Raw genomic sequence first — 17005 nt, forward strand, 5'->3', positions numbered from 1 at the left:
TTGACCACAACATCTAGGCCTGATCGGGACCCGCGGCCTCCAAACCAATCAACCGGAACGGATCGGCCACGCCGCCAATCGACTTCTGGAGCTCGCGCTGGCGCAAAGAATCCCGCGCGGCCTGCATGGTCAATGCACGGCGCGCGTCATCGTCGAGCGACCGGTCCTGGCGCAGCTTGGCCTGGGCAGCCCGCATACGGCGCTTGATGGTGTAAAGCTCAAGCGTATCGAGCATAAAGACGATGTTCGTCTCGGTGGGATGCTTGCTCGTCGCCGAGATGCGCCCGGCGCTGACAAGCGAAGCCGCCTCGGGACACACCGCGCGCGCGGCGTCCATGCACGCCGCGGGATCGGTGCCCGGCGGCGTCGCGAGCACGGCCCACGCGATGGACTCGTGACGGGGATCTACCCACTCGATCGAGCAGATGCGATCGGCGTACGTGCGGAATAGGTCGGGGTAGCTGGTGAGCATCGTCAACAGCTCGCGCTCCCCCGCCAGAGACTTCCGCTCCAGATCGGTCAGCACGATCGGCGTCGCCGGAACGGAAGCGCTCGAAGCAGACCCCGCGGGCGCCGCGTCCATGCCAGCAAGCACATCAATCGGCGGCATATCGTCGACGACCTCGACCGGCGCGGCCCCGTAGGCCTCGAGCGGCACATAGTCGTACGGTTCCTCCTCGACCGGTGCGGATACCGGCGGCGTCGTCCCCGACACCCAGGCGCCGCGAGATGCCCCCTGCGGACCGGACACCCGACCGCCCGCGCCTCCTGCGCGCTCGGCCTGTGCCCGCTGGCGCTCGTAGTTCTGCTCGCGACGACGCTCGGCGTCCTCGCGTTTGGCGACATCGCGAAACACACGGCCCGAGCTCGAGCGCACCGTCTCCAAATCCAGGCCCAGAAGGTCGGCGATCTGGATAAAGTACGTATCGATCATGTAGCTATCGCGCAGCGGATAGATGAGCGTCAGCGCATCCTCGAGCGCCTTGGCGCGACCGCCCGGCGTGGTAATGTCGCTCGACTCCTGCAGTGAGCGGTACACAAAGTCCATGAGGGGCTCGGCGGCGTCGATACGCGCCTGCAGTGCCTCGCCACCATGCGCCGTGACGAACTCCATAGGGTCGTTGCCGTCGGGAAGCACCACGCAGCGCAGGTCCATCGAGTCCTGCTCGATAAACTGAATCGCGCGGCGCGCGGCCTTTTGACCGGCGGCGTCACCATCGAACATATACACAATGCGCTTGGCAAAACGGGTGAGCGTCTTTACGTGATGTTCCGTCAGCGCCGTGCCCAGCGTGGCGACGACGTTTTTGATCCCCGCCTCCCAGCAGGCGATGCAGTCGGTATATCCCTCCACCACGATGGCGGTATCCTGCGCGACGATAAACTCCTTGGCCCAGTTAAAGCCGTAGAGGTTTCTCTTTTTATGAAACACGCTCGTCTCGGCGGTGTTGAGGTACTTGGGTTGGCCGTCGCCCATAATACGACCGCCAAAGGCGATGTTATGACCCTGTTCGTCAAAGATGGGAAACATCACGCGGTCGTAAAAACGATCGGCAAGCTGTCCACGCCCGCGGCTCACGGCCACGTTGGCGTCGACCATCTCCTGCGGGGTAAAGCCCTTCTGCGACAGATGGGCCACCAACATATTGCGACCCGGCGCAAAGCCCAGGCAGTAGCGACGGCAGACGTCGCCACCCATACCGCGGCTGGCAAAGTACTCACGCGGACGGCTGTCCTTACCGCGCATGAGCATGGTGTGATAGAACCGGGCCGTCTCGGCGCACAGGTCATAGATGCGGACGCGCTTGGTGCCGCGATCGCGCTGCGCGCCGGTATCGTGCAACTCAATGCCGGCACGATCGGCCAGGTAGCGAATCGACTCGGGAAAGCTCAGGTTCTCGCGCCTCATGATGTAGGTGAAGACGTCGCCGCCCTCGCCGCAGCCAAAGCAGTGCCACACCTGCGTAGCGGGGATAATGTGAAACGATGGGGTCTTTTCGCCATGGAAGGGGCAGCAACCCCAAAACTCATGGCCGCGGGGCTTGAGCTCAACCGTTTCCTGCACGATGGCAACCAGGTCGGACGCAGCGCGCACCTGGTCTTTCTCCTCATCGCTAATCACGGATGCTCACCCCCTGCTCACCCAAGTTATGACGGATATCGTCAATATTACCCTCGACGGTCGCGATAAGCTCGTCCAGCGAATCAAACACGCGCGAAGGACGCAGCCAACGCGTAAACGCCAACGAAACCGAACGTCCATACAGGTCGCCCGCATACCCGATCAAGTTGGCCTCGAGATGCGCCGAAGCGGCATCGTCGGCATACGTCGGCGGCAGGCCCACGTTGACGGCCGCGGGCCACACGGTATCGTCGACCAGCACAAGGCCCTCGTAGACGCCATCGGCAGGCAGCTGGATTCCGTTTGGCACCAGCAGGTTTGCCGTCGGAAATCCCATATCGGAGCCCTCGTGGCGACCGCGAATCACGCCGCCGCGCACCATATAGGGACGGCCGAGTAGATCGGCTGCCAGCTCAACGTGGCCCAAGCTCAGCTCACGTCGAATGCGGGTGGCGCAGATAGCCTCGCCGGCCTCGCACAGCAAATTGTGCCCATACACGTCAACACCGCGCTCGACACCCCATGCCTGCATCTCGGCAACGCCCGAGGCGCCGCCGCGGCCCAGCCTAAAATCGCTGCCAACGCGAATGGAGCGAATGTCGACAACATGCGCCAACAGCTCAAGAAAGCCCACGTGGTCGAGCGACGCTACCGAGGGAGTAAAGGGAACAGCCACCACGGCATCGACCCCAGTCTGAGCCAGGGCATGCAGGCGGTCGGCCGTCGTCATCAATTTTTGAGCGGGCGCAGGGCTCACCACAACATCTGGATCAGGGTCAAACGTTACGACAACCGCTTTGCAGCCGCGGACGCGCGCATCGCGAATGACCGCGTCGATCAGCTCACGATGTCCCCTATGCACGCCATCGAAAACGCCGATGGCAATCGAGGCGGCACCCATAGACTCGCAGTCACCAAAAGCATCAGCCAAAACGATGCGGGCCTCCGCCGCCGCGCCCACAAAAAATGTGCGCGCGAGCTCGTGAGGGTCCAGCATCATCGAACACCGCCGATCGCCTGCGGAAAGACGTGCTCCATCACAAAGCGACCATCCTCGATACGCGCCAAAGCCTTGAGCCCGCCATCGAGCACCAGCGCAAACGGTGCCTTCGACGCATCGAAGCCGGCGAGCGCGCGATCAATAGGAATACGACGTCCGCACAGCAGATCGTCGGCAAGATTGCCCGGCAAGTCGACACGCGTGGCGCCGAGGGCCGCAATGGGGTCCAAGGCAAAGCCGGCAGCGGACTCGGCAGAAAGCTCCTCGACCGCATGGCAGGCACCGATGGAGACAATGCCAGAAGCGGTACGGCGCAGCGCGGAAATATGCGCGGCACTATCGCAGGCGCGACCCAGGTCGCGAGCGAGCGCACGGATATAGGTGCCCTTGCTCACCGAGAAGGCAACGGTCCAAATGCAGGAATCGCCCTCGCCACTCACGGCGATCAGGTCGGCAGAATATACCTCGACCGGGCGCGCAGGCAACTCAACGGCATTGCCCTCACGTGCAGACTTATAGGCGCGCACGCCGTTGACCGAAATAGCCGAAAACGCCGGCGGGACCTGCATCTGAGGGCCCAGCATGGCGCTCAAGCGCTCTCGAGCATAGGCCGGATCGCGCAGCTCGGGTGCAATGGCAACCGTACGGACGGCCTCGCCTTCCGCATCGTCGGTATTGGTCTCGGCGCCAAACGAGATATCGGCGACGTAACTTTTGGTATCGAGGGTAAGCATGCCCAGCAGACGCGTAGCCTGGCCCACGCCCACCACCATGACACCCGACGCCATGGGGTCGAGCGTGCCGGCATGACCGACGCGCCGCTCATGGAGGGCGCGCCGGCACCGCGATACCACGTCGTGGGACGTGCAGCCCACCGGTTTATCGACGGCGAGCAGCATATTCAATTGAGAAGGCGTACGACGAGCCATGTACCATCCAAAAAGTTAGAGCTCGACGGTCACCGAAGCGGGATCCTCCCCCACCAGCTCGGCCAGCATGGGAAGTGCCGCGGTGAGCGTCTCGAAAATCGTTCCGTTATTGGTAAAGCCGGCAGCAGCGTGATGTCCGCCTCCGCCAAAGTTGGCCGCAATCTCGGAGACATCCATGTCGCCCTTGGAGCGCAGGTTTCCGCGCACCTTGGTATCGCCCTCGATGCCCTTAAGGAACAGGCAGACCTCGACACCCATCACCGAGCGCACCACATCGACCAAGCCGTCGCACTCATCCGAGGTGACGCCACATTCCTTAAGGTCGCTTTCGTACGCGTAGCTATACGCCACGCGCCCGTGCGCGACCGTCTTGATGCGGCCCATGACGATGGACTTGAGGTGCAAGAACTCGACGCGCATGCTCTGATAGACCTCGAGCGCGACACGCGCCGGGTCGGCACCGTGCGCCACCAGGCGCGAAGCCGCATGGAACGCAGCGGCATCGGCATTCTGATACTGAAAACGACCGGTATCGGTAACCAGGCCACAGAGCAGACAGGTGGCGATGCGATCGCGAACGACAATGCCGCAATCATCCAAAAAGTGGTCGATGATCATGGCGCACGCCGCAGCATCGACACGCCTCAGGCTTACCTCGGCAAACTCCTCGCGCGCCGGATGGTGGTCAAAGCACACCACATGTTTGGAGCGGCGGAGCACGTCGGCCGAGTTGTTCAGACGCTCGACAACCGGCACATCCACCGAGATAAACAGGTCGGGATCGCCCGTAAAGCTCGAAGCCGGCACCAGACGATCGGCGCCTTCCATAAAGCGGTAAATACGCGGAACGGGATCGTCGTCTGCGAGCAGCAGCGCGATGTCCTTGTCGGGGAACGCCTTCATGAGCGAGAGACCCAAGCCCAACACGGAGCCCAGGGCATCGCCGTCGGGAGAGGTATGACCCGAGATCGCAATGGAGGACGCACCCTCGATAAGCTCGAGGATGCGTCGTTTAATATCTGCAGACTCGCACGAGACGAGGTCGGCGGAATTAGTCATCTAAAGCTGCCTCCTGGGCGGCATCCGCTATGGGATAGCCGTCCTCGTCCTTTTCGATCGCCAGCGTGGCCGGGACATTCTCCAGCGCACGCGTAATGCGCTCGGCCTCATCGGTCGAGCGATCGATGCGAAAATCGAGCTCGGGCGTGACGCGCCAGTCGAGTGAACGAGCCAACAGGCTGCGAATGCGGCCCTTGGCGCTGGCGAGCGCCTCCATGACCTCATCGTAGCGGCTCGCATCGCACGACACGTACACGCGCGCGAACGAACGGTCCACCGCGACCTCGACCGCGGTCAGGGTGACCAGGTCGAGACGCGGATCGGAAACCTCAAAGAGAAGGATATAACCGAGCTTCTCGCGAAGCTGCTCGCCCAGACGGCGGGTTGCCTGCGTTTGCTTCATAGCGCTACCCCCTACTCGGTACGGGCAACCTGGTCGATACGGTAACCCTCGATCTGGTCGCCGGGCTTGATGTCCTGGAAGTTCTCCAGGCCAATGCCGCCCTCGGAACCGCTCTTGAGGCTCTTGGCCTCGTCCTTGTAGTGGCGCATCGAGGCGATCTTACCGTTAAAGACAACGATGCCGTCGCGCACCAGGCGCACGGAATCGGTCGCGGCGATCTCGCCCTCCTCGACGCGGACACCGGCGGCGATACCGACTTTGGGCACCTTAAAGGTGTCCAGGACGGTCGCGGTACCCGTGGAGACCTCGACCTCGGTGGGCTTGAGCATGCCGATACGGGCAGCGTCGAGCTCCTCGAGGCACTTGTAGATAACGTCGTAGCAACGAATCTCGACGCCCTCGCGCTCGGCAGCGGAGCGGGCCTTACCGTCGGGACGCACGCCAAAGCCAATAATGATGGCGTTGGAGGCGTCGGCCAGGACGACGTCGGTCTCGTTGATGGCACCGACCGCGGAGTGGATCGTGTTGATGCGGACCTCGGACTGATCCATCTTGTCGAGCGAGTCCTGAAGGGCCTCGATGGAGCCCTGGACGTCGGCCTTGATGATCAGGTTGAGCTCCTTGACCTCGGCGTCGGCGATGGTCTCGAAGAGGTTCTCGAGCGTGACGTGCTTCACGCGGCTCTGCTCCTCGATACGGGCCTTAAGCGAGCGCTCATCGGCCAGGGCGCGCGCCTCGCGCTCGTCCTCGAACACGCGGAACTCGTCACCGGCGTTGGGAACGGACTGCAGGCCCAAGATCTCAACGGCGTCGGAGGGACCGGCCTCGGTGACGGCGCGGCCCTTGGGGTCGAGCATGGCGCGGACGCGGCCATAGGTAAGGCCGGCGACCAGCGTATCGCCCACGTGCAGGGTACCGCGGGTCACGAGCACGGTAGCGACCGAGCCGCGGCCCTTGTCGAGCTTGGCCTCGAGGACGTTGCCCGAGGCGAAGGTATCGGGGTTGGCCTTGAGCTCGAGCACGTCGGCCTGGAGCAGCACGGTCTCCAGAAGGTCGTCGATACCGATCTTCTGCTTGGCCGAGATGTTGACGAACATATTCTGTCCGCCCCACTCCTCGGGGATGACGCCGTACTCGGTGAGTTCCTGGCGCACGCGGTCGGGGTTGGCGCCGGGCTTATCGATCTTGTTGACGGCGACGACGATGGGAACGCCGGCGGCCTTGGCGTGGTTGATCGACTCGACCGTCTGGGGCATAACGCCGTCGTCGGCGGCGACGATCAGGATGACGATGTCGGTCACCTTGGCGCCACGGGCACGCATGGCCGTAAAGGTAGCGTGGCCCGGGGTATCGATGAAGGTGATCTTGCGGTCGTTGATCATGACCTGCGATGCGCCGATGGCCTGGGTAATGCCGCCAGCCTCGCCGGCAGCAACGCCGGTGTGGCGGATGGCGTCGAGCAGGCTCGTCTTGCCGTGGTCGACGTGACCCATGACGGTGACGACCGGGGCGCGGGGCTTAAGGTCGGCGGGATCGTCGTAGAACGAGAAGGTGTTCTCCTCCTCGGGGGTGATGATCCTGATCTGACGGCCCAAGTCGTCGGCAACAAGCTCGACAAGGTCGTCGGACATGGACTGCGTCATGGTGAGCGGGGTGCCCAGCAGGAACAGGCGCTTGATGATGTCGTTGGCCGGAACGTCGAGCGCCTCGGCAAGCTCCTGGACGGTAACGCCCTGGGAGACCTTGATGGCGTCGAGCTCCTCGGGGTTCACGCCCTGGGCCAGCGCCTCCTCAATCTTGCGCTCCTCCTGAGCCCTAGCGGCCTCGCGCTCGCGCTTCTCCTTGCGCTTCTTGCGGCGACCGGTGGACTCGCGAGTGGCCTCCTCGACGGCGGCACGGGCCTCCTCGAGAACCTTCTCGCGGCTGTACTCCTCGGCCTCGCGCGCCATGCGGCTGTAGTGGTCCTCTTCGCTGTTGTGACCACCCTTGCGCTTCTTGCCCTTGCCCTGCTTATCGGGGTTGGGGAAATCCATGCCGGCAGCGACATTGTTGCTGGCATTGGTGCGATGGCTGTGCGGGCGGCTCTCGGAGGCGTTGCGGTCGTTGCGACGGCCGCCACGACGATCGCTGTTGCCGCCGCGACGGTTGCCGCGCTCGGCCTTGGCCTTGTCCTCGGCGTCCTTCTTCTCCTTGAGCACGGTCTCCTGTGCGGCGATCTGATCGAGCAGCGAACGGAAGCGCGAACCGGAGTCGGAAGCGGGAACGGCGCGGCGCTGGGCCTCGCGAGCAGCTTCCTCCTTCTCGCGGGCAAGGCGCTCCTGCTCGGCCTTCTTCTTGGCCTCGGCCTCGGCACGGGCTGCCTCCTCGGCGGCCTGGGCGGCGGCAAACTGGCGGCGCTCCTCCTCGCGTGCCTTCTCGGCGGCAATGCGCTCGCGCTCGGCCTCGGCGGCACGCGCTGCCTCCTCGGCGGCGGCAGCCTCCTCCTCGGCCTGCTTGGCGGCCTCGACTTCCTGGGCGCGGGCCTCGATCACCGAGGCAAGCTGCTTGCGGACCATGGCAACATAAGCGTCCTCCAGGGCGGAGGAAGCAGACTTAGCGGGAATCTTCATTTCGGCGAGGTGACCCATCAGTTCCTTGGAGGTCATGCCGAACTCTTTGGCCAGGGTGGACACACGGACTTTTGCCATATGACTTCACCTACCCTTTCTGGCACCTTGGGTGCCTAGAGACTGAACGAGCGTGGGATGTGCGCCGGAACCTGTCCAGCGCAACCGCGCGCTAGATCAGGTCCTCCGCATCATCGAAGGCGTCGGTGTCGTGGACACCGCAGTAACGGGAACCGGGACGGGCCTGGTTGCGGCACTGGATGCCGTCCTCGGACACGTACTCGCAACGACGGGCGTCGTCATCCTCCTCGTCACCGATCAGGTCGGCGGCAGGCTCCTCGTGAACGGGAACGTTCTTGAGGATGTCGGCGGCAAGGGTCTCGGACTTAATGTCGATGTGCCAGCCGGTCAGGCGTGCGGCCAGGCGGGCGTTCTGGCCCTCCTTGCCGATGGCGAGCGAAAGCTGGTCGTCGGGCACGATGACGCCGGCATAGGCCTTCTCCTCGTCGATAAGGACGCGAGTGACCTTGGCGGGCGACAGGGCGTTGGCGACGTAGACGGCCGGATCGGCATCCCAAAGGATGACGTCGACGCGCTCACCGCGCAGCTCACCCACGACGGCACGCACACGGCTGCCCTTGGGGCCGACGCAGGCGCCCACGGGATCCAGGCGGTCATCGAGCGAGTGGACGGCGACCTTGGAGCGCTGGCCGGGCTCGCGGGCGATCGACTTGATCTGGACGGTGCCCTCATAGATCTCGGGCACCTCCTGCTCAAACAGACGACGCATGAGCTCGGGGTGGGTACGCGAGATAACGATCGGCGGACGGCTGTGCTCGCCGCGAACCGGCGGAAGCGTGGAGTTGGGGTCGCGAACGTCAATGATCACGGCCTTGATGTGCTGGTTGTGCAGATAGCGCTCGCCCATGGGGCGCTCGTTGCGCTCGTTCTCGTAGCGGCGCTGATCAAAGTGCGGAAGCTCGGCCTCGACGCCTTCGCGGATCTTGACGATCGTAAAGTCGGGTGTGGACTGCAGTACGGTACCGCTGATGAGGTCGCCGATACGGCCGGAGAACTCCTCGTAGATCTGCTCGCGGGCGGAGTTGCGCACGATGGCGTTGATCTCGGCCTTGGCGTGCTGGGCGGCGATGCGGCTGGTGTTCTTGGGGGTGACGTCGATCTCCTCGAACTCGGTGAAGTTGCCCTCCTCGTCCATGGAATCGTCGATCGGCTCCAGGCGGTAGACATAGATCTTGCCGGTGGTGCGGTCGATGGTCACCTTGGCGCCCCACTCAAGATGCAGGATCTCGGCATAGCTCTTGGCGAGCGACTGCTCCAGGCGGTCGATCAGGTAGAGCTGGTCGATGTGCTTCTCCTGGCAAAGCTCCATCAGGGCGGACATCATGTCGGATGCTGCCATGTTAGTTTCCTTCCTTCGCGGGCTTGAAGTCATAGACGGGCTTCAACTTGCACTTTTTAACATCGGAAAAATCGAGGGTGACAGACTCGCCGTCCTCGAGCTCGAGGGTTACGTTGGTCTCGGTCGCGGCGGCAATCTTGCCGGAGTACTTGCGACGGCCCTCGGTGGCGGTGGAGGAAAGCTCGCAGTCCTCGCCCACAAAGCGGGCAAAGTCACGCGGACGGCGCAGCGGGCGCGCCATACCCGCGCTCGACACCTCGAGCGTATAGCTCGAAGAGATGGGGTCGAGCTCCTCAATCACGTCGCCGACCCACTTGGTGTTGGCCGTGACGTCGTTGAGCGACAGGCTCTGACCCTCGGCACCCTCGATACGCACACGCACGCAGGGGGCCTTGGTGGCACCCACGAGCTCAACGTCGACAATATCGACATCGTGCTGGGGGGCGACGGCCTCGAGCGCGTCGATGATCGCCTGCTCGATCTTGGTCTTGACCATTGCGGCACCTCCATCCATACAAAAAAGAAGCGGGGCCGAAACCCCACTTCTTTCAATTACAACTTCATTTGCAAGCAAACTATACCAATACCTGCGAAAACGTGCAACCATAGCACAAACCCGCAGGTCAGCGTGAGCACAGGTTCTCCACAAGAAATGGATAATTGGATGTAGTCGCAAGTATCCATATCCAAAAAGAGGGACGACCCAGCCGGATCGTCCCTCGTCTATTGTGCATCAACTATATGCGCAAGGTTTACTTAACCACCAGGTTGACCAGCTTGCCGGGCACGCAGATGGCCTTGACGACCGTCTTGCCCTCGAGCCACTTGGCAACAGCGGCCTCGGCGGCAGCCTGCATCTCCTCGTTGGAGGCATCGCGGGCCACATCGATGCGGCCGCGGACCTTACCGAGCACCTGGACCACGATCTGCACCGTGTCCTCGATGGACTCGGCCAGGTCAAACTCGGGCCAGGCGGCGGTGTAGGCGTTGCCCTCGCAGCCGAGTGCCTCGTGCCACAGCTCGTCGGCCCAGAACGGGCAGATGGGGGCAAGGACGCTCACGATGTCCTTGGCCACGCCGTAGCACAGTGCCTTGTCGCGCGATGCGCCCTCGGTGGCGTTGAGGTAGGCGCTCGCCGCGTTGACGAGCTCCATGACGGCCGAGATCGCGGTGTTAAACTGGCCGCGATCGAAGTCCTCGGTGCACTTGGCGATGGTGCGGTGACGCTCGCGATAGAGCTTCATCGCGGTCTCGTCGAGCACGGACTTGTCGAAGGCAACGTTGGCGTCACCCGACTGGACAAGCTGCCACACGATACGCCAGGCGCGCTTGATAAAGCGGTTGGCACCCTCGACGGCCTTGGGATCCCAGTCAAAGTCCTTCTCGGGCGGGGCGATAAACAGGATCGCCAGACGCATGGTGTCGGCGCCGTAGGGCTCGATAACCGAGCTCGGGGGTACGACGTTGCCCTTGGACTTGGACATGGTGTCGCCGTTCTCGTCCTTGACCATGCCCTGGCACAGCAGGTTGGTAAAGGGCTCGTCCACGCTGAGCAGACCCAGGTCGCGCAGCGCCTTGGTAAAGAAGCGGCTGTAGAGCAGGTGCAAAATGGCGTGCTCGATGCCGCCGATGTAGTTATCGACGGGCATCCAACGGTCTGCCGCCTCGCGGGAGAAGGGCAGCTCGGTGTTGTGCGGGTCGGTATAGCGCAGGTAATACCAGCTGGAGCAGGTGAAAGTGTCCATGGTATCGGTCTCGCGCTTGGCCGGGCGGCCGCAGACCGGGCAGGTAGTCTCGTAGAAGTCCTTGCACTCGGCGAGGGTCTCGCCGGCGCCCAGGTCCAGGTTCTCGGGCAGCGTCACCGGCAGCTGGTCCTCGGGCACGGGCACAATGCCGCAGTGCTCGCAATGGATGGCCGGGATGGGGTTGCCCCAATAGCGCTGACGGCTGATGAGCCAGTCGCGCAGGCGGAACTCGACCTTGCGACGACCGCAGCCCATGGCCTCGAGGTCGGCCACGATGGCAGCCTCGCCCTCGGAGTGCTTACCGCCGCGCATGCCGGTGTACTTGCCGGACTGGACGAGCGTGCCCTCGGCAGCGTGGGCGCAATCCCAGTCTACGGTCTCGGCATGGAAGGTATCGATGGTCTCGCCACTGGCCTCGACGGCAGCGCGGTCGTCATCGTCCAGGATGATCGGGACGATCGGGAGGTCGTACTTGCGGGCAAACTCAAAGTCGCGCTGGTCGCCGCAGGGAACGGCCATGACGGCGCCGGTGCCGTAATCGGCAACGACATAGTCGGCAACCCACACGGGAACCTTCTCGCCGTTGACGGGGTTAACCACGTAGCGGCCCGTAAAGGCACCGTGCTTCTCGAGGGTGCCCTGGGCACGCTCGACGGCAGAGATATGCTTGGAGTCCTCGACGATCTTGGTCACGGCCTCCTCGTACTCCGTGCCCTCGACGAGCTCGTGCAGACGAGCGTACTCGGGAGCCAGGACAAAGAAGGAGACGCCAAAGAGCGTGTCGGCACGCGTGGTGAAGACGGTGATCTTGCCCTCGTCGCCCTCGATGGGATCGCCGTTGGCATCACACAGGGTAAAGTCGACCTCGGCGCCCTCGGAGCGGCCGATCCAGTTGGCCTGCATCTGCTTAACGCGCTCGGGCCAGCCGGGGAGCTTCTCCAGATCGTCGAGCAGCTCCTGGGAGTACTCGGTAATCTTGTAGTACCACTGCTCAAGGTCGCGCTTCTCGGGCTCGGTGCCGCAGCGCCAGCACTTACCCTCGGTAACCTGCTCGTTGGCCAGAACGGTCTTGCAGTTGGGGCACCAGTTGACCGGGTTCTTCTTGCGGTAGACCAGGCCCTTTTCCCACATCTTCTCAAAGATCCACTGGCCCCAGCGGTAGTAGTCGGGGCTGCAGGTCTTGACCATGCGATCCAGATCGTAGGAGAAGCCCATGCGCTTCATCGTGGCGAGCGCCTGGTCCATGTTCTTATACGTCCAGGCGGCAGCCTGCGTGTTGTGCTTGATGGCGGCGTTCTCGGCGGGCAGGCCAAAGGCATCAAAGCCAATGGGATGCAGCACGTCAAAGCCGCGCATACGGGCCTGACGGGCCATGGCATCGCCGATGGTATAGTTGCGCGCGTGGCCCATGTGCAGGTCGCCCGAAGGATACGGGAACATCTCGAGCACGTACTTCTTGGGCTTGCTGGCGTCGGTGTCGACGGCAAAGAGGTTGGAGTCCTCCCAGGCCTTCATCCACTTGGACTCAATGGCCTGCGCGTCGTAGGCAGGGATCTCGTCCTTATGATCTGTGCAATCGCACATATCAGCTCCTTTAATCTTAGCTGGGGTCGGTCGGCTTGGCTTTATTCGCTACTGCGGACAGTCCTGCGCAAGACGAAGAGCACATTAAGTGCTCTTCTTTGCGTGCGGAACTTGTAGCGAACAAAGCCAAGCCGACCGACCCTAAGGTTAACTTGACTGATGATAGCAAATACGACAAGCGAGATGCCTGCGACTTGCAGGCATCTCGCTTTATCTTAATAACGTGGTTGGAACTCAACCTTTATGTGCGGCTCTTATCCTATCGATAAGACACAGACTGCTGCGAATCCTTGACGACTACGTCGTGGGCGCCGCCTTCGACGATCGAGGTCGAGCTCACCAGGGTCAGGCGTGCCTTTTTCTGGAGCTCGGGGATCGAGAGGGCACCGCAGTTGCACATCGTGGACTTGATCTTGTAGAGCGTGCCGCCCACGCCGTCCTTAAGGGAGCCGGCGTAGGGAACGTAGGAGTCGACGCCCTCGACAAAGCTGAGCTTCGCGGCGCCGCCCAGGTCGTAGCGCTGCCAGTTGCGGGCACGCGCAGAACCCTCGCCCCAGTACTCCTTCATGTACTGACCGTTGACGTTGACGCGCTCGGTCGGGCTCTCGTCAAAGCGGGCAAAGTAGCGGCCCAGCATCATAAAGTCGGCACCCATGGCAAGGGCGAGCGTCATGTGGTAGTCGTAGACGATACCGCCGTCGGAGCACACGGGCACGTAGACGCCGGTCTCCTCGTAGTACTCGTCGCGAGCGCGGCAGACGTCGATCAGCGCGGTGGCCTGGCCACGGCCGATACCCTTGGTCTCGCGGGTAATGCAGATGGAACCGCCGCCGATACCGACCTTGATGAAGTCGGCACCGCAGTCGGCCAAAAAGCGGAAGCCCTCGGCGTCAACGACGTTGCCGGCACCGACCTTAACATCCTCGCCGTAGTTGGCGCGGATCCACTCGATGGTGCGCTTCTGCCACTCGCTGAAGCCCTCGGAAGAGTCGATGCACAGGACATCGGCGCCGGCCTCGATGAGCAGCGGCACGCGCTCGGCATAGTCGCGGGTGTTGATGCCGGCGCCGACCATGTAGCGCTTATCGCCGTCGAGCAGCTCGTTGGGGTTGGTCTTGTGGCTGTCGTAGTCCTTGCGGAAGACGATGCCCATGAGGTGATCGTTGTCATCGACGATGGGCAGGGCGTTGAGCTTGTTGTCCCAGATGACGTCGTTGGCAACCTTGAGGCTGATGTTCTTGTCGCCCACGATGAGCTGCTCACGCGGGGTCATGAACTCGGAGACCTTCTTTTGGTGGTCATCGCGGCTGGGGCGATAGTCACGGCTGGTAACGATACCCAAGAGTTTGCCCTTGGGAGTGCCGTCGTCGGTGACCGGCATGGTGGAGTGACCGGTCTTTTCCTTGAGCTCGATGACCTGCTCCATGGTCATGTCGGGGGTCAGCGTAGAATCGGACTGAACGAAGCCGGCCTTGTGATCCTTGACGGCCTTGACCATGGCGGCCTCGGACTCGGGGGTCTGGGAACCGTAAATGAAGGACAGGCCACCCTCGGTAGCGAGCGCGACACCCATGTCGACGCCCGAGACGGACTGCATGATGGCGGAAACCATGGGGATGTTCAGGGTGATTGCCGGCTTCTCGCCGCGCTTAAAGCGGGTTAGCGGCGTCTTAAGAGAGACGTTGTTGGGGATGCACTGCGAGGACGAATAACCAGGGACCAGCAGATACTCCGAAAACGTGTGGGACTCACCGGGAAAGAACGTAGCCATGTTTCTCCTTTTTCCATGCGACCGGTCGGCTGCAGGCCTCGTAGGACCCAGCCCAACCTTGGGCGCCCAATACTGGGCAAGTATCTTAACGCACTTTAACTGCTACAATGCATGATTTAAGAAGAGCACACGAGGGCTTAACACAGGCTTTGCGTTTGCCCAGCAGACACTTTAGCGGAGAGACGTGGAGCGCATGGAGTACAAGACGACGGCAAAACTGGTCATTCAGTCGTGCGACAAAGATCTGCCGGGCGTGTTCGGCCACGGCTGCGTCTTGCTGCTGCAGGGTATCGCCCGCGAACACTCGATCAACCGTGCCGCCAAGAGCATGGGCATGGCCTATTCCAAGGCATGGCGCATTGTGAACGAGGCCGAGGGGCAGCTGGGGTGCAAGCTCATCGAGCGCGACGGCGCCCGCGGGAGCTCGCTCACCCCCGCCGGCGAGCGAGCCATAGCGGCCTACGAGGAGCTGCAGGCAGAGATCAACGAAGTCATAGCCGCAAGGGCCAACGACCTGATCGACACCATCAAAGAGTAGCTAATTTGGGACGGGGCTTTTTTAGCTACCCATCCAGAGCATTCTTAACTCATAGCCAAAAACTGACATTGGGTAGCTAAAAAAGCCCCGTCCCAAATTAGCTACTATCGGAGGGCGTTATCGAGGGCGGCGGCTACCGTCAGGGGATCGTCGGTGCCGGCGAAGAGGCGGATGGTGTCCCCCTGCTTGCCACGTGGGGCCGAAAGACGCGTCGTTGCACCGCCGGCGAACGATGTGCGAAACTCCCCCGGCAAAGCGTCGAACAACTCTCCCGCGCTACGCTCGATAAGGTCAAACTCAACTGCCGGGCCAAAGCCATGCTCGAGGATTCCCGTTGCAACCGCATGGTCAGGATGCGAGCTCAGCCCGGGATAGCGCACGTTGCGCACCATCTCGTTCGCGGCCAGATACTCGGCCAGCGCACGGGCTCGATCGAAGTGAGCCTGCATGCGAGCGTTAAGCGAGGAAAGCCCGCGCTCCAGCACGTCGGCCTCCTCAGCAGAAAGATCGAGCGCCGACGCACCGCAGCCCGCAAACAACGAATGCGCGCACTCAGCCGCGGCATCCACACGATGGCGCTTAAGCTGCGATCGCGCCACCGAAGCGGCAACGAGCTTACGCGGGGCCTTACCGGCACACACGCGGTCGAGTGCCTCGAGCGACAGCACGGCGCCCAAGCTCAGCGGATTGCAGCCAAAGACGTCAGCCACGGTGTTGTCAACAACCAGCAGTGCATGGGCCTCACGCGCGGCGCGGCCTAACGCGCGCAAATCGGGCACACGCAGACCGAACGCGCCAATGGAGTTGGCGAACCACCACAGGTGCGGCCCCTCGGCATCAAGCGAAGCATCAAAGCCCTCGGACGCAGCAGCAAACGCCTCGGCGGACGGCGAGCCCACCAGCACGACATCGCAGCCCTCAAAGCCGCAAGCAAACGCTTCGGCAAAGTCATCCGCAAAGGCCACCAGGCGATCGCCGGGACGCACAATCCCCAACAGAGACAGCGCCGCCGGCACATGCGAGGCTGCAACCAGTCGCGCCTCGCGCGCGCCAGCCCTTGCAGCCCAGGCCTCTTCTAGCTGTTGTGCGTCCACGTGACACCGTCCCTTCAAAACAAAAGCCCACGATGCGGATGTTTCCCCAATCTACTCGCTAGGGTTCTAGCCGTGGTATTCGCCGTTGTATTGGATGAGCGTTAGGTCCTCCACGCCATCGAGGGCACGGATGGCGTCGGCATAGGGCATATCCACACCGTCAGAGAACACCTCGACGGCCATCTCCACCTTGTCGCCGCGCATAGTCTTGGACTTAACGGTGAACTTGGTGCGCCCAAACGCGCGCACGATATCGTCGCCAGTGGTCTGGTCCGTGTAGTGAATGACCATCATGTACACGCGCGACTTGTCCTGGCGGCTCGCAAAGCCGGCGATCATCAGCACGATCACTGCTGCCGTGAGCCCCACGAGTGCATACATGCCGGCTCCCGCCGTAATGCCCGTGGTAATGGACCAAAACAGATACAGCAGGTCGAGCGGGTCCTTGACCGCCGTACGGTAGCGGACGATGGACAGAGCACCGACCATACCGAGTGAGATGACCACGTTTGTCGAGATCGCGAGCGTGACCATGCAGGTGAGCACGCACATGCCCACGAGCGTCACGGCAAAGCTACGCGAATACACCACGCCGGTAAAAAAGCGCTTGTACACGTAATAGATCAGGATGCCCATGGCGAGCGCCACGAGCAGTGACAGGCCGATCTTGGCAGGGTCGACCTGACCAAACGCCTCCAAGACGGAGTTCTTAAAAAAGTCCCTGGTGCTCATGG

The 17005-nt window shown here is 62.6% G+C and carries 13 protein-coding genes; 1 reads left to right on the forward strand and 12 read right to left on the reverse strand.

Features of this window, described 5'->3' with window-relative positions; all coding sequences use genetic code 11:
* Window positions 1-13 precede the first annotated feature (13 nt).
* From dnaG to ACTNA2_RS05505, 10 genes are all read right to left on the reverse strand, one after another.
* On the reverse strand, window positions 14-2122 hold the full coding sequence (dnaG, locus tag ACTNA2_RS05460; protein WP_441048817.1) for a DNA primase: 2109 nt from the start codon (window positions 2120-2122) through the stop codon (window positions 14-16).
* A complete protein-coding gene (ribF, locus tag ACTNA2_RS05465) occupies window positions 2115-3122 on the reverse strand; it encodes a riboflavin biosynthesis protein RibF (protein ID WP_441048818.1) in 1008 nt (335 codons plus the stop codon). Before ribF ends, dnaG begins: the two co-directional genes overlap by 8 nt.
* On the reverse strand, window positions 3119-4051 hold the full coding sequence (truB, locus tag ACTNA2_RS05470; RefSeq protein WP_441048819.1) for a tRNA pseudouridine(55) synthase TruB: 933 nt from the start codon (window positions 4049-4051) through the stop codon (window positions 3119-3121). Before truB ends, ribF begins: the two co-directional genes overlap by 4 nt.
* Window positions 4052-4066: 15 nt before the next feature.
* Window positions 4067-5110 (reverse strand): DHH family phosphoesterase, encoded by a 1044-nt coding sequence (locus ACTNA2_RS05475; RefSeq protein WP_427728745.1) that lies wholly within the window; start codon window positions 5108-5110, stop codon window positions 4067-4069.
* The gene (gene rbfA, locus ACTNA2_RS05480) at window positions 5103-5513 is read right to left on the reverse strand and encodes a 30S ribosome-binding factor RbfA (RefSeq protein ID WP_006234038.1); all 411 of its coding nucleotides are present in this window, start codon (window positions 5511-5513) and stop codon (window positions 5103-5105) included. Before rbfA ends, ACTNA2_RS05475 begins: the two co-directional genes overlap by 8 nt.
* A gap of 11 nt (window positions 5514-5524) precedes the next feature.
* Entirely contained in the window at window positions 5525-8200 is a 2676-nt protein-coding gene (gene infB, locus ACTNA2_RS05485; protein ID WP_441048820.1) for a translation initiation factor IF-2, read from the reverse strand.
* A 91-nt stretch (window positions 8201-8291) separates the two neighbouring features.
* Window positions 8292-9539: a transcription termination factor NusA gene (gene nusA / locus ACTNA2_RS05490; protein ID WP_441048821.1), complete on the reverse strand. Its 1248-nt coding sequence runs from the start codon at window positions 9537-9539 to the stop codon at window positions 8292-8294.
* Between the two features lies 1 nt (window position 9540).
* Entirely contained in the window at window positions 9541-10035 is a 495-nt protein-coding gene (gene rimP / locus ACTNA2_RS05495) for a ribosome maturation factor RimP (RefSeq protein WP_427794683.1), read from the reverse strand.
* A 256-nt stretch (window positions 10036-10291) separates the two neighbouring features.
* Window positions 10292-12868, reverse strand: coding sequence for a leucine--tRNA ligase (leuS, locus tag ACTNA2_RS05500; protein WP_427747319.1), 2577 nt, complete (start codon window positions 12866-12868; stop codon window positions 10292-10294).
* Window positions 12869-13127: 259 nt separating this feature from the next.
* Window positions 13128-14639, reverse strand: coding sequence for an IMP dehydrogenase (locus ACTNA2_RS05505; protein WP_154515410.1), 1512 nt, complete (start codon window positions 14637-14639; stop codon window positions 13128-13130).
* A 193-nt stretch (window positions 14640-14832) separates the two neighbouring features.
* On the opposite strand from ACTNA2_RS05505, the gene ACTNA2_RS05510 reads away from it, so the two are divergent.
* Window positions 14833-15177, forward strand: a complete 345-nt coding sequence (locus tag ACTNA2_RS05510) for a winged helix-turn-helix domain-containing protein (RefSeq protein ID WP_427719637.1) — start codon at window positions 14833-14835, stop codon at window positions 15175-15177.
* A 104-nt stretch (window positions 15178-15281) separates the two neighbouring features.
* Here ACTNA2_RS05510 and ACTNA2_RS05515 read toward each other — a convergent pair whose 3' ends face one another.
* Both ACTNA2_RS05515 and ACTNA2_RS05520 read right to left on the reverse strand, forming a co-directional pair.
* Window positions 15282-16271 carry a PLP-dependent transferase gene (locus tag ACTNA2_RS05515; RefSeq protein ID WP_441048822.1) on the reverse strand — a complete coding sequence of 330 codons (990 nt, stop codon included), beginning with the start codon at window positions 16269-16271 and terminating at the stop codon, window positions 15282-15284.
* 66 nt (window positions 16272-16337) lie between these two features.
* The gene (locus ACTNA2_RS05520; protein ID WP_441048823.1) at window positions 16338-17003 is read right to left on the reverse strand and encodes a DUF4956 domain-containing protein; all 666 of its coding nucleotides are present in this window, start codon (window positions 17001-17003) and stop codon (window positions 16338-16340) included.
* Between the last annotated feature and the right edge of the window lie 2 nt (window positions 17004-17005).

It is taken from the genome of Collinsella sp. HCP28S3_E9 (assembly GCF_052065455.1).
GTDB lineage: Bacteria > Actinomycetota > Coriobacteriia > Coriobacteriales > Coriobacteriaceae > Collinsella.

Excerpts from the sequence above, each read along its gene's own strand:
- ribF (WP_441048818.1), bottom strand. The coding sequence starts at position 3,122 with ATGATGCTGGACCCTCACGAGCTCGCGCGCACATTTTTTGTGGGCGCG.
- truB (WP_441048819.1), bottom strand. The coding sequence starts at position 4,051 with ATGGCTCGTCGTACGCCTTCTCAATTGAATATGCTGCTCGCCGTCGAT.
- ACTNA2_RS05475 (WP_427728745.1), bottom strand. The coding sequence starts at position 5,110 with ATGACTAATTCCGCCGACCTCGTCTCGTGCGAGTCTGCAGATATTAAA.
- rbfA (WP_006234038.1), bottom strand. The coding sequence starts at position 5,513 with ATGAAGCAAACGCAGGCAACCCGCCGTCTGGGCGAGCAGCTTCGCGAG.
- infB (WP_441048820.1), bottom strand. The coding sequence starts at position 8,200 with ATGGCAAAAGTCCGTGTGTCCACCCTGGCCAAAGAGTTCGGCATGACC.
- nusA (WP_441048821.1), bottom strand. The coding sequence starts at position 9,539 with ATGGCAGCATCCGACATGATGTCCGCCCTGATGGAGCTTTGCCAGGAG.
- rimP (WP_427794683.1), bottom strand. The coding sequence starts at position 10,035 with ATGGTCAAGACCAAGATCGAGCAGGCGATCATCGACGCGCTCGAGGCC.
- leuS (WP_427747319.1), bottom strand. The coding sequence starts at position 12,868 with ATGTGCGATTGCACAGATCATAAGGACGAGATCCCTGCCTACGACGCG.
- ACTNA2_RS05505 (WP_154515410.1), bottom strand. The coding sequence starts at position 14,639 with ATGGCTACGTTCTTTCCCGGTGAGTCCCACACGTTTTCGGAGTATCTG.
- ACTNA2_RS05510 (WP_427719637.1), top strand. The coding sequence starts at position 14,833 with ATGGAGTACAAGACGACGGCAAAACTGGTCATTCAGTCGTGCGACAAA.
- ACTNA2_RS05520 (WP_441048823.1), bottom strand. The coding sequence starts at position 17,003 with ATGAGCACCAGGGACTTTTTTAAGAACTCCGTCTTGGAGGCGTTTGGT.